Annotated in this window: 2 protein-coding genes; one reads left to right on the forward strand and one right to left on the reverse strand. The window is 41.6% G+C overall.

Going from position 1 to position 15,632, the window contains the following annotated elements; genetic code table 11:
• Positions 1–25: 25 nt before the first annotated feature.
• Positions 26–12,679, reverse strand: coding sequence for an Ig-like domain-containing protein (locus AC04QZ_RS21230; RefSeq protein ID WP_478359370.1), 12,654 nt, complete (start codon positions 12,677–12,679; stop codon positions 26–28).
• A 297-nt stretch (positions 12,680–12,976) separates the two neighbouring features.
• Between AC04QZ_RS21230 and AC04QZ_RS21235 the strand changes: the two genes are divergently transcribed.
• Positions 12,977–15,511, forward strand: coding sequence for a hypothetical protein (locus AC04QZ_RS21235; protein ID WP_478359371.1), 2,535 nt, complete (start codon positions 12,977–12,979; stop codon positions 15,509–15,511).
• Positions 15,512–15,632 lie beyond the last annotated feature (121 nt).

The raw sequence follows: 15,632 nt of genomic DNA on the forward strand, positions 1-15,632 counted from the left end.
TATCTGTTTATTATTAATCCTCTTCTTATCTAATCAGCGTTACTGTACCTTTTCTCAACGATGTTGTTCCATTGGTGAAGGTGATATCAACCATATACACATACACACCAATTGGTTGATTTACACCTTTAAAAGTTCCATCCCATCCATTTGCTACATTGTCTGATTGGAATATCAACTGACCCCATTGTGTGTAAATACTCATTTTGGCGCTTGATATGGTGTTACCGTAGATTAAGAAGGTATCATTCTTACCGTCGTTATTCGGCGTAAATGCATTTGGTATGTAAACCTGATCTCCAAAAGGATTAGCAGCTTTACCAGTTACCGGAGTAGAATTTGCGCTGGTTTGGCACTCAAGCTGACCTCTGGCCCTTACAATAATGGTTACACTTTGATCTGGTTTCAAGCCTGTAGCTAAATAGGTTGTTCCTGTTGATCCACTTGTTGGATTGATCCAGGTTAAACCATTATCTAACGAAACTTCGTATGCCGTAGCACCTGCAACCGCAGCCCATGCAAAGGTTACACTGTTTGGTGTTGTGCTTTGTACCACTACTACTGGTTTTTCTAATACCGGCAATACATTCACCGTAACACCCGTTCTTGTTGGACTTGCACAACCACCCACTGCTACTGCTTCTACGTAATAGATTGTGGTAGCCGTTAAGTTTGGTGTAGTAAAGGTTATACCTTCTGCTAATACAGGTCCGCCAGAGCTTGCTGCATACCATCTGTAAACTAATCCTGTTACCGGATTATTAACCGTTAATATGGTTGAACTACCTGAGCAAAGTGTTCCGTTTGCTGCTGTTACCGATGCTGGTGCAACTGGTACTGGTAGTGCAATTACATTTACTGGCGTTCTAGATGATGAAATACAAGTTCCGTTTGCACCTTCAACATAATAAGTGATGTTTGCGTTAACTGCAGGTGTTGTAAAGTTTACGCCTGTTCCTGCTAACGTTCCGCCTATTGCTGCGGTGTACCAATTGTAGGTTACCCCAGTTTGAGGGTTGGTAACCGTTAATACAGCCGGACTTCCTGTACAAACACTAACAGATGTTGCTGCCACTGTTGGTACCGTAGGTTTCGCATTTACAGTTACCGTTACTTTAACACGGCCACCGTTGTTGTTACAACCTCCCGTACCGATTGCTAAAATGTAGTAATCTGTTGTGGCACTTAAAGCGGTAGTATTAAATGTTGTACCGGTGAATAATAAATTACCCGCAACTGCTGCATTGTACCATTCGTAGGTTACTCCTGCTTGTGCATTTGTTACGGTTAGTGTTGCTCCATCGCCTGCACAAACACCACCATTCGGACCAGATACCACTGGATTGTTAGGTAATGCATTTACGGTAATGGCTACAGCCCTTGCTGTTGCAGCGGTATTTTCACATTTGTTATCACCTTTAACTGTCACATAGTATGTGGCGTTTGCTGTTAATACCGGAGTAGTAAACACTGAGCCGGTAAATACCACTGTATTTAAGGTAGCATCGCTATACCAGGTAAATATTGGATTAGTCACCGTTGTGCTGCTTGCTGCTAATGTTGCTGCCGTGCTTGCACAAACTGAAGTTGATCCGTTTACGGTAATATCTGTTGCCACCGCATTTGGATTAACAGTAACAGTTACTGTTTTCGCGTTCGCCGCAGTGTTTTCACATTTATTGCTTCCTTTAACCGTTACATAATAAGTTTTAGTAGCTGTTAATACAGGAGTGGTAAATATTGGTCCGGTAAAGGCCACACTGGTTAACGAAGCATCGTTATACCACGTAAATACCGGATTGGTTACAGTTGTTGAACTTGCATTGATTACCGCTGTTCCGGAACCACATATTCTAGCCGGAGTTGATAAGGTAATATCCGCAGCTGTTGCACCTTGATTAACATTAACCGTTACCACTTTAGCCGTAATACCTGAGTTTTCACACTTGTTATCACCTTTAACTGTAACATAATATTTAGTTGTTGCAGTTAATACAGGGGTAACGAATGATGTACCTACGTAAGCTACCGAAGTTAAGGCCGCATCGTTGTACCAGGTAAATGTTGGATTGGTTACGGTAGTTGTACTGGCTACTAACGTCGTTCCAGATCCTGAGCAGATTGTGGCATCAGTTGCTGTTATATCGGCAGCAGTAGCAACCGGATTAACGGTTATCGTAATTACCCTGGCTGTACCCGGTGCATTTTCACATTTATTATCGCCTTTAACCGTTACATAATAAGTGGTAGTGCTGTTTAAAGCAGGTGTAGTATAGGTTGCGCCAATGAAACTTACATTGGTTAAAGCGGCATCACTATACCAGGTAAATACCGGATTAGTTACTGTTGGTGATGTTGCACTTAATACGGCCGATGATCCTGCGCAAGCAGATGTGCTTCCGTTTAGAATAATATCGGTAGTTGTTGCCAATGGATTAACCGTCACGGTTACTGCTTTAGCATCAGCTGCAGTGTTTTCACATTTATTGGCACCTTTAACGCTTACATAATAAGTAGTGGTGGCCGTTAATCCGGTTACGGTAAACGTTGGACCCGTAAATACTACACTGGTTAATGAAGCATCGCTATACCATGTAAATACTGGCTGGGTTACTGTTGTACTCGAAGCCATTAACATTACAGTAGAACCTGAACAGATTTTAGCATTGCTTACTGCAATATCTGCAGCTGTTGCAAATTCTTTAACGGTTACGGTAACTACCTTAGCATTTGCCGCTAAATTCTCACATTTATTATCACCTCTTACGGTTACATAGTAAGTAGTGGTGGCACTAAGTGCAGGTGTAGTAAAGCTGGCACCTACATGAGCTACAGTGGTTAATGCTGCATTGCTATACCAGGTAAATACCGGATTAATTACTGTTGTTGTTGAAGCAGACAGTGCGGCTGTTGATCCTTTACAGATCGTTGTTATACCATTGATGGCAATATCTGAATCAGTAGCTGCCGGATTAACAGTGATGGTAATCGATTTTGCAGTAGCTGCTGTATTCTCACATTTATTATCGCCTTTAACTGTTACATAATAAGTGGTGGTTGCATTAAGTGCAGGTGTAATAAAGTTAGCACCTGTAAACGCTACAGTAGTTAAAGCCGCATCACTATACCAGGTAAATATCGGGTTGGTTACTGTGGTGCTGGTTGCATTTAAAGTAACAGAAGAGCCACCGCAAATGGTGCTTGTTCCTGCTAAGTTAATATCAGTAGGACCAGCAACTGGGTTAACCGTTACGGTTACCTCTTTTGCATTACCTGCTGTATTTGCACATTTATTTGTGCCACTAACGGTAACATAATATTTAGTCGTTACAGTAATGGCTGGTGTATTAAATACGGCACCTACAAAAGCTACCTGTGTTAAGGCGGCATCGCTGTACCAGGTAAACACCGGACTGGTTACTGTTGTACTGCTTGCAGTAAGCACTGCTGTTCCAGAAGCACATAATGATGTTGTTCCGGTTACTGTTACATCGGCAGCAACTGCTGCTGGATTAACTGTAATAGAAACCTTGGTACGTGTTGAGTTTGAACAACCCGCTCCACTTACGGCTTCCACATAGTAATCATGTGGTCCTACTGCAAGCGATGCAGGTGTAGTAAAGCTACTGTTGTTGGTTACCAACATGTTGCCGCCTGTAGCCGCATCGTACCAGTTATAAGTAATACCTGCCACTGCCTGTACACTTAAGGTAGCAGATGAGCCGATACAAGTTGTGGCTGGGTTGGTAGTAGAGGGAATCGGTGCTACTGCCGGAGGTAAGATAGTTACCACTACTTTGGTTCCTAAAGTCTCGCAACCATTAGCTGTTGCCGTTACCGAATACGTATAAGTACCTGCAGTTAAAGTTGGATCTGTTGTGAAAGTTGTTCCGTCTTTTCCTGCCTGATAAGTTGAGCCCAAGTACCATTTGTACACTACACCTGCTTGTGGATTCTGCACGCTCAATGTTGCAGATGAACCTTGACAAGCACTTGCTGTAGCTGCGCTAACGGTAGGTGTGGTGATTACGCGCTGTGCATAATCTAAATTAACAGATGTTAATGCGCCTAATAAGCCCGAGCTTAACCTCAATTCTGCTCCATCAAATTTACTGGTTGGAACGAAGGTTAATATAGCAGATGTACCGCCTGATAATAATTTTAAACTGATTAATGGGTTCGATATTGAAACCGCATCGTTATTGCTGGTTGTACCCTGGAAAGTAGTTACCGTTAAGTTGTTTAACACCCCTACCGAAAGCAATGCACCCGGCGTAGTAATTTTCACTCTTAAAGTATCGCCTACATTTGATAATCCGGTAAAGCCAACCTGGTGATAAACAGATGCACCAAGTAATCCCACTGGTATAACTAAACTAGATCCGGTATTGATATCGTTATCAACCGCAAAAGTTGGATTGAAAACACCAGCCAGTAAAGCTACGCCCGTTACACCGCTTGCAACTGTTGTGGTAGCCGCTCCACAAGGTGTGGTTACTGGTGTACCATTAGGAATTACGGTAACCGTTACCGTTGCCCTGCTTGTTGCAGTACATCCACCTGGAACAGTAGCTTCTACGTAATAAGTTGTAGTTGCGGTTAATTGTGGCGTTACATAAGTTTCACCAGTATATACCGGAACCAGTCCGTTTGCAGTAGTGTACCAGTTAATGGTTGCACCTGCAGTACTCGAAGTTGCTTTTAATACGGCAACAGAACCTTCACTGATGGTAATTGATGGCGGCGTAATTACCGGAACATCTATAGTACCCAATATAATTTTAGCCTCAGTTCTTGTTGACGAGCTACCGCAGCCATTTACCGCTGCTACGAAATAACTTCTGTTGGCTGCAATTAATGGTGTTGTAAAGTTATCACCTGTAAACAATACGGTTGTAGATACTGCTGTATCGTACCAGTTATAGGTTGTGCCTACAATTGGATTTTTAACCTGGAAAGTAACCGATGTATTCGGACAAGTATTAACAGATGCTGATAATAAATCTGGTGTTACCGGTGCCGGGTTGGTGGTCACGTTAACTACTGTTTTATAACTTACGCAACCTGTTGCAGAAACTGCGGCAACATAGAATTTAGTATCGCCTGTTAATACTGGTGTGGTAAATATGATACCGTCTTTACCAGTTAGGTAAGTGCCTGTGGCATCGTACCACCTGTAAGTTAAACTTGCTGATGGGTTGCTTACCTCAAGCTGAGCGGTTTGGCCCACACAAGCCGTAACATTTGCTGATGCTACTGTTGGTGCCACTAAAATACGTTGTGCGTAATTTAAGTTGATTGATGTTAAAGCACCTAATAAACCAGAGTTTAACCTTACTTCTACTCCATCGAAAACATTCGTTGGTACAAAAGTGATCAAGGCCTGGGTATTACCGCTTAGCAATTGAATATTGATTAAGTTATCATTTAACAATCTCGAATCACCATTGCTGTTGGTTCCAACATAAGTGGTAATAGAAGCGTTTCCTAATAACGAAAGTGATAATAGTTTTCCTGGTGATGATACCAGAACACGTACGGTATCGCCAACTTTAGATAACGAACCGAAACCAACTCTTTGATAAACTGATGCACCAAGTGCACCAACCGGCATAACCAGTGAAGATGCGGTCTGTGTATCGTTATCAATCGCTAATGTTGGGTTAAACACGCCTGATAATAAAGCTACACCTGTAACGCCACCAACTTGTGTGGTTGCCGCCTCGCATGGTACCGGATTTGGAGATCCGTTTCCATCAACGGTGATGGTTACCTGAACGCGACTTGCAGAAGTACAACCATTGGTAGAAACAGATTCTACATAATAGGTTGTAGTAGCCAATAATGGAGGAGTAACATAAGTAGCGCCTACATAAACTGGTGTAGTTGAAGTATTAGAAGTATACCAATTGAAAGTATTGGTTGGATCTGCCGAGCTGGCTGTTAAAATTGCAGTTTGCCCTGCACTTACTGTTGATGAACTTGCAGTTACTACAGGTAAAACCGGACGAGGATTTACGGACACAGCCGCCGCAGCACGTGCAGCACTTGTACAGTTTCCTTGAGCGGCTTCAACATAATAGGTAGTAGCTGCCGTTAATGCTGGTGTTGGGAACACTGCGCCTGTGAAAACCAGGTTTCCACCTACTGCAGCATCGTACCATTTATAAGTTACCGCAGCATCTGGATTAGCAACCGATAAAGTTGCTGATGATCCTTCACAAACATTAGCAATTGTGGCCAATACTGGTGTTGGTAATGCTGGTGTAACCGTTACCGTTACCGGAACTCTTGTTACGTTCGGACAACCACCTTTGCTTACCTGAATATAATAAGTGGTCGTAGCGGTTAAAGCTGGTGTAGTAAATGTTTCGCCAGTGGCCAATTGTGTACCACCGGTTGCGGCATCGTACCAGGCTAATGTTGTACCACCGTTTGCTGTTGCAGTTAAAGTTGCAGTGCTTCCGGCACAGATGGTTTGAGCACCTGCGGTTACCGTTGGGTTAGGATAAATTACCGTTGCACCATAAACATCTAAACTGGTTAAAGCTGTAACTAATGCGCCGAAGCTTACCTGTACCCTATCATAAGCACCGCCTGCTAATATGGTTGCAGTGAAACGGTTACCTGATAACAGCTGGAGATTTAATAATCCGCCGTTTAATTGTACTGTTTTTACAACGGTAGTACCATTTAATACGGTAACCGTTACGTTGTTTAATAAACCAACATCAGCTAAACCGGTTGGTAATGCTAAGTCTAAACGAAGACTATCTGTAGCAGTTCCAGCGTTAGGGAAAATTAATTGTTGGTAACCTGAGCCACCTACACCTACAGAAAGAGATATTCTGGTAAAGTTAGCAGGATCAGCATCAGTAGAATTTCCTGCGCCGGTTATACCGCACAATAAACAAATTCCGTTTATACCTGAATTTTGTGAATTAGCAGCGTTACATGCAGTACCACCACCGTTATTTAATACGGTAACGGTTACTGGTACACGGCTTGCACTTTTACAACCACTGGCATTGGTAGTTTCTACATAATAAGTAGTAGTAGCCGATAATGTTGGTGTAGTAAATGAAGTTCCTGCGCCTACCTGTGTTCCACCTGTAGCAGCATCGTACCATTGAATGGTATTTCCGGCATCAGCCGTTGCCAATAAAGTAGTCGACTGTCCGGCGTTAATTACCTGGCTGTTGGTGGTTACTGTTGCCGCAGTTGCTGGTGGGTTAACCGAAACATTAACTGCAGTTCTTGAACTTACAGCTGTTCCTGATACCGCCTCTACATAAAATACTGTTGGAGCAGTTACTGCAGGTGTTACAAAAACACCTGTATTATTGGTCACCAAAGGTGTACTTCCGGTAGAAGCATACCAGTTATAGGTAACACCAGCTTGCAAATTGCTAACGCTTAAGGTAGCAGGGCTTCCGGCACACACTGTAGCTGCTGCAACCACTGGTGCATCAACCGTTACGGTTAAGCTATAGGCTGTTGTTGCTTTGTTTCCGTTGGCATCTGTTGCGGTTAAAGAGATGGTAAACGTTCCACCTAAAGTTGGTGTTCCTGTAATTTCTCTTGTTGCCGTATTAAAACTTAATCCCGGAGGAAGGTTTGTTGCTAAATAAGTATATGGCGCTGTTCCACCGGTTACCGCTGGCAAAGTTTGCGTTGGGTATGGTGTACCTACAATACCGTTTGGTAAAGTTGCACCAGGTAATGATAATACACCTATTACTTTAAGTGCATAAGTATTACTTGCGGTTCTGCCTTCACTATCGGTAGCCGTTACGCCAATTGAATAATTTCCGGCTTGTGTAGGTGTACCCGAAACTTCTCTTGTTGCAGGGTTAAAAGTTAATCCCGCTGGAAGATTAGTTGCTACATAAGTATATGGACCAACACCACCAGTTGCCGAAGGCAGAGTTTGTGTAGCATATACTGTTCCTTCAGTTCCATCAGGCAAAGTTGCTGCTGGTAACACTAGAGGATTAACAACCGTAATGCTATAATTATTGGTTGCTGTTTTTCCGTCAGCATCGGTCACCGTTACCGGTACAGTGAATGTACCTGCTTGTGTTGGCGTTCCTGAAATTGCTCTTGTAGCCGGATCAAAAGTTAATCCCGGAGGAAGACCAGTTGCCGCATAAGTATAAGGTGTCGTTCCACCTGTTGCAGATGGAATAGTTTGTGTAGGGTAAACAGTTCCTGTGGTTCCGTTGGCTAAAGTTGCCGCTGGTAATACCAAAGGATCGGTTACTTTAAGCGTATAGTTTGATGTAATGGTATTGCCATTGGCATCTGTTACGGTTACCGGAATCGTAAATGTTCCGATTTGAGTTGGCGTACCTGTAATTTCTCTTGTTGCCGGATTAAAGGTTAATCCTGGAGGAACACCAGTAGCCGAATAAGTATAAGGACCTGTTCCGCCTGTTGCAGCCGGAATTCCGTTTGTAGTATATGGCGTACCGGTTACGCCGTTAGGCAATGCTCCCGGAGCCAACGCTAATGCTGGTGTTACCGTTAAGGTAAAAGTAGCAGTTGTGCTACAGCCTTTGGTATCGGTGGCCACAACATCGAATGTTGGGTTACCCGTTGCAGTTGGTGTTCCACTTACCAAACCACTTGGCGATAATGTTAAACCAGCTGGTAAAGTACTGCCGGCAGCTAAGGCATAAGTATAACCTGGTGTACCGCCGGTAGCAACCGGAAGTTGTTTGCTGTAAGGAGATGCAATGGTTGCATTGGTTAAAGTAATACCTGCGAATACAATTGCCGGATTAACCGTAATTGTTACCGGAACCCTTGTTGTATTTGAACAGGTTCCTTTAGTTACCTGAACATAATAAGTAGTAGTGGTGGTTAAAGCAGGAGTAGTGAAGTTGGCTCCTGTTCCCACTTGCGTTCCACCTGTTGGTGCGTCGAACCAGGTTAAGGTTGTGCCACCATTTGCAGTTGCACTTAAGGTTGCTGTACTGCCCGAACAAATAGATTGTGCACCAGCAATAAATGTTGGATTAGGATAAACTACGGTTGCACCATAAATATCTAAGCTGGTTAAAGCCGAAACTAATGCACCAAAGCTTACCTGAACCCTATCATACGCACCACCTGCCAAAACAGTTGCTGCAAAACGATTGCCAGATAAAAGTTGAAGGTTTAATAATCCACCGTTTAATTGTACTGTTCTTACCACGGTAGCACCGTTTAATACAGTTACCGTTACGTTGTTTAAAAGCCCCACATCAGCTAAACCGGTTGGTAAAGCTAAATCTAAACGGATGCTATCAGTAGCCACACCTGTAGATGGGAAAATTAATTGCTGGTAACCTGTAGCGGCAACACCTACAGCAAGAGAAATCCTGGTGAAGTTGTTGGCATCAGCATCAGTTGAATTACCTGCGCCATTTACCGCACATAATAAACAGATCCCATTAATACCTGTATTCTGACCATTAGCGGCATTACAAGCTGTAGCACCACCGCCGTTAATTACGGTTACTGTTACCGGAACGCGGCTTGCGCTTTTACAGCCATTGCTGCTTGTGGTTTCTATATAATAAATTTTGGTTGCAGTTAAAGCTGGGGTTGTGAACGAAGTTCCTGTTCCAACCTGTGTTCCTGCTGATGGTGCATCAAACCAGGCGATGGTATTTCCAGCGTCGGCAGTTGCCGTTAATGTTGTAGTTTGTCCGGAGTTGATCACTTGGTTATTCGTCGTAACCGTCGCTAAAGTTGCAGGCGGATTAACCGAAACACTAACCGATGTTCTTGAACTGATTGCTGTTCCGGAAACGGCCTCAGCATAAAACACAGTTGCCGAATTTACAACAGGTGTTACAAAAGTACCGTTGTTACCGGTTACCAATGGGGTGCTTCCGGTAGAAGCATACCAGTTATAAGTTACGCCTGGTTGCAGGTTACTAACCGTTAAAGTTGCAGTACTACCTGTACATACCGTAGCAGAAGCTACAACCGGAGCATTTACTGTTACGGTTATGGCATAAGTGGTTGTTGCTTTATTGTTATTTGCATCAGTTGCTGTTAAAGAAATATTATAGTTACCTCCTTGTGTTGGCGTTCCGGTAATTTCTCTAGTAGCCGGGTTGAACGATAATCCCGGAGGAAGGTTCGTAGCTACATAAGTATATGGCGAAGTACCACCTGTTACCGCAGGTAAAGTTTGTGGTAAGTATGAAGTACCTACAATTCCGTTAGGTAAAGTTTTTGTCGGCAAGGTTAACGTTCCAATTACTTTAACTGGATAGGTGTTGCTTGCTGTTTTACCTTGACTGTCGGTAACGGTAACATTTATTGCATAATTACCTGCCTGGGTTGGCGTACCTGTAACTTCTCTTGTTGCCGGATTAAATGTTAAGCCTGCAGGAAGATCAGTAGCGACATAAGTATAAGGGCCAACACCACCTGTTGCAGCTGGAAGAACTTGTGTAGCATAAGCCACATTTTCTGTTCCATCTGGTAAAGTTGCCGATGGTAATACCAATGGACTGTTTATCGTAATGCTGTAATTTGTCGTTGCCGTTTTTCCGTCAGCATCTGTTACCGTAACGGGTACGGTATAAGTTCCCGGTGTTGTTGGTGTACCGGTAATGGCTTTAGTTGACGGGTTAAAAGTTAATCCCGGAGGAAGGCCTGTTGCCGAATAAGTATAAGGCGTTGATCCACCAGTTGCACTTGGAATAATCTGCGTAGGATAAACTGTTCCTGTTGTACCGTCAGCTAAAGTGGCTGCAGGTAGTAACAATGGATCGGTAATTTTGATCGTATAGTTCGAAATAATGGTGTTTCCGTTCGCATCAACAACCGTAACCGGAATCGAATATGTTCCAGGTTGCGTTGGTGTTCCGGTAATTTCTCTGGTTGCCGGATTAAATGTTAAGCCCGGAGGCACACCTGTCGCACTATATGTATATGGCCCTGTTCCGCCAGTAGCTGCCGGCAGAGTTTGTGTTGGATAAACCGTTCCGGTTACACCATCAGGCAAGGTACCTGGCGCAAATACCAACGAAGCTGTTACTGTTAAACTGTAAGTTGCAGTTGCTTTACAGCCTTTACTATCTGTTGCAACTACATCAAATGTTGAATTACCCGCTACAGTTGGTGTTCCTGTAATTGCACCAGTTGGCGACAGGGTTAAGCCAGCTGGCAAGGCACTGCCTGCAGCCAAAGCATAAGTATAACCTGCTGTTCCGCCTGTAGCTGCTGTTAATTGTTTAGAATAAGCAAAGCCTGGTGTCGCATTGGTTAATGTTGCCCCATTAAAAATAATTTGTGGGTTTACTGTAATTACAACAGGAATCCTTGTCGATTCTGCTGTACAGCCTAATCTTCTGGCGGCAACATAATAAGTTTTAGAAGCAGTTAATGCAGGTGTTGTGAAAGTACCATTAAAAGCAACTGTTTGTAAAGCTGTTCCCCCTTCAATGGCGTCATACCATCTCAGTTCATTGGTATTTGGCGTAGTGGCGTTTAAATCTACAGTAGTATTATAACATGCAGCAATGGCCGTGCTCGCCGGCGTTGGTCTACCTGCAGAGCGAATTACACCATAAACATTAAGGGTTTGCGTCAGGTTTAAGGTAACCACTGAACCCAGTGTTACTTTCACCCTGTCGTATACCACATTTGCACCTGGAGAAAACGGTATCGACACCGGTTGACCACTATTTAATAAACCCAGTAAATCCAGATTTAAGGTAGTTGGAACTGATCCGGTATATACCTGGGTACCGCCGTTATATGCTGTAATTGAAATATTTTGTAAAAGTCCTGCTGTTAGTAAAGCAGGGGTAGAACTAAACCGAAGGTTAATATCGTCGCCAGGATTTGATGGCGTTGCAAAATAAAAATTTTGGCTAATGGATGAGCCCACGCCAAGTATACCTAAACTAAGTTGAGAAAAATTATTTGGGTCGGTATCAATGGCCCTTTCGCTATTGGTTACCCCTGAGCTGCCCAATTGCAAGGCATCGAGTGTAATACCGGTACCTTCATATCCTGTAGTAAATGCCTGCGCACAAGGATCATTTCCTGAAGTATAAAATGAGTAATAAACCTTTGTATTATTAGCTACTGAAAGCAAAAGTGCATTGGTTACATCTTTTATAAACACCCTATCATAAGCCTGTGTAGGAGTTACTGCAATATAAAAGAAACCATTTGCATCTTTTACCAGTCGTAAATTATCTGAAGAAAATCCGTCTACACTATTCCCTGCCGGGGGTACTGCCGAAGCACCGTTTCTGGCTCCTACCTGGAATGAATGGTTTCCAAGAACTACGGTTCCGCCCACATTGGCCAGTAAGGTACCTAAACTACCGCCTAATAACCTGTTCAGGATGTCGCCATCAAAATCTATTCTGATATAAGATGTAACTCCTGCAGCTACCAAAGCCGGATATTTTAATTCCAGTTCGCCACTATACGACCCTATACCAACAGCAATTCCGCCATACGAATTTACCGTAGCGAAGTTATTGTTGTTTAATGTTGCATTTGTTGCATTGTCTACATGATCTGATTTGGTAGCCGTATTTGCAAAAATTTTAGTTTGCGAATACGATTTCGAGGAAAAGAGCGTTAATAGAATGATGATTGCAACACAAGTATTGCGAATTATCCCTGTTCGGGACGAGAAAGTATAAGTTTTCATCATGTCAGGCGTTATTTTAGGAGACTTACTATGTGCTAATGCTGCTGTTTGGTAAATGATTTTCAGGCATTATATAATTATGACAAATCTAAATCTAGAATAGCATCCTATCCTATCCATTGCTATTCATTTTTATGCAATCCATTTCATTCATTTTATTCATACAGGACTTTCTTCATGAATAGATTTCCTCAATTGTGAAATTATGATGACATTAGCGGTAGTCATCCCATCTGTTAATTAATGAATGCTAACGATCTCCTTATCGAACTCAGGAAGTTTGTCCTTATAAAATCTGGTTTGAGAAATATCGACCCAGCTCATTGTAAGATTATTTCTGAGTATGTATTTCAAGAAACCAAAAATTATGTAAGTGAAACAACGATCAAGCGATTCTTTGGCTTCGCAAACACCTTACATAAATTCTCTTTATTTACTCTAAATAGCTTATCACAATATATTGGCTATAACGATTGGGATTCGTTTTGTAAAGACAAGGAAAATCAAACCACCTCTGTTCAAAGTATCTGGCAGGATTTAAAGCTAAAAGCACATGCCATTACAGAAATCTCGTTAATTGCGAATAAAAATAATTCGGGCGTTCCGTTTAATGCTACCGCCAACAGAAGTTTTTTTTACCCTGATTTTGATTACTTCTTAAAAAACAACTACCAGTTTACCACCGTAAGTGCTCAGCCGGGTCAGGGGAAATCGATATTGCTAGCACACATGGTAGAGTATTTTTTCTTATCAGAAAATGCCCTCTACAAAAACGATATCGTATTATTGGTTAACTCTACAAGTATTAATACCATTATCCAGAATGGAAATACTTTAAAAGACTGGTTTTTAAAAGAATTTAAATTCGGGAGCCTGACGGAGTTAATCAGTTTTTTCAAAAAAAATCCCGAAAAGAGAGAAGGCCGTTTCATTATTATTGTTGATGGTATTGATGAACATTTAGCCAGAAGCAATTATTTTAAAACGTTTATCGACTTTTTATATAGTATAGAAGAAAACAACTTTGTTAAACTCATATTTGGCCTGCGAACAAATAGCTGGATTAATCTCCAACCCGCTATTTACGGTTCTGCATCTTTAACTAAAGCCTGGTATACGGGCTTATTTTATGATGAGGATACCTTAAGCAATGTACCATCGCTAAATGTTGATGAGGTACTCTATACCCTAAGCCATATAGAAAATAAAATCATCAATCGGGCAGATGTAAGCGCTCCCCTATTAGCACAGTTTAAAACACCATTCTGGTTACAGGTTTATTTCAAGCTCAAAGATGAGAACCACCATCTGGAGTTGAATAACCCCTTATTATGTTATGAATTAATTAATTATTTTCTAGAAAAACGCGTATTTCTTGCAAAGAAAAGCACTGAAAAAATATTTCTCCTCAAAAAAATAAGCGATTGCATTTCAGAAGGAAATAAAAAATTAAGAGTTGCTAAAGAAAAAATCCTGAGTTATATCAATTGTTATCCCGATGCATATGAAGAACTTTTACATGCCGGGATTATCATTGAAGAAAAAAGATTAAGTACAACCATTCCGACAGAAATTGTCCGTTTTTTAAACGACGATATTTATACCTATTTCCTGTTTATACAGATCACCGATAAATTTGAATATAAACCTTGTAAATCATTTTTCGAGCATATCTTAAACAGTTTCCCTGGTCAAACCTCCCGAAGAGATCATATACTGAACTGGGCCATCAGATTCTGTATCAACCGGAACGAAATTGCCGCTTTAAAAAGCATTTTCAGGCTGCCATTTACCAACAGCGAAAAAAACAGTGCTTTCGATTTTATCTGTTATGTATCTAAATACGAACTCGGTAAACCCAATTCTAACTTCAATAAGTTAAGCATAGGTATCGATTTTATCGACATTATGGCTACCGGGCGAACCATGAGTAACCTGTATAAGGAAACCATCAAAACCATTTCGGAGAATGTACTGAATGAAGACGTTCAGATTATGCTGCATGTAATAGAATGTAACGTTAACCTTATCGATGTAGATAAAGTGGCTTTGGCCAATACCATGCAGCTGTTAAAGCGAAATTATAAAAGGTTAAACGAGCTTTTCCCGATTAACCCTTATGATTTAATTCTTTATTTCTACAATAACCTGGTTAACAAACCTAATGAGAGCAAAACGCTCGAAGATAAAATCATAAAACTTTGCCAGGAGATAGATCAGAGTAAACCACTTAAAAATGAAGAGATTACCTCTGCCGAAATACTTTCTTACCGGCTGGTATTGATTACCTTATTCTCTCAAAAAAGTTATGCAGAATGCCACCGTTTTATTATGGCCATATTGAGTAAGTATCCCAATATATTTTACGTAAGACATTCGGTTTTCTCCCCTTTTTTATTGCTTCATTTGGGTCAAACCTATATCAAGCTCAACTATTTTAAAAAAGCGCAGCGCATTATACAGTTCGTTGATAAAATCATCAGCAGCGATTATACCTATTATACCAATTTTATATCGGCCAGCTTTAGTGTTTTTAAAGCCAATTTTTACAGCGCTACACATAATTACGAGCAAGCGCTTATTGAAACGAATATTGGCCTGGAGATTACCAGGAAGAATGATTTTAAGATGTTCGAGATTGCCCTGTTATTAAGCAAAATCGATACCTTAAAACATACGGAAGAATCGGAAGAAGTATCGAACGTAATTAAAGAACTGCTAAACTTTTTAACGGTACATAAACTCTCTATGCCCGATTATTCTAACTTGAGCAGTCATGAGTTCGAACATACCTTTAAGATTTTAAAATCTTACCGCCGGCATCAGAACCTATAGAAAAAAGCCCGGCGAATGGCAAGGCTTTCTGTGATAAGGACAAGTTATTTCTGTTATTCATTTTTGGGTTGCTGGGTGCAAAAACCCTTGTTGCTAAACCCGATAAAGCGAACATCCCGAT

This window comes from Pedobacter folensis, assembly GCF_056490665.1.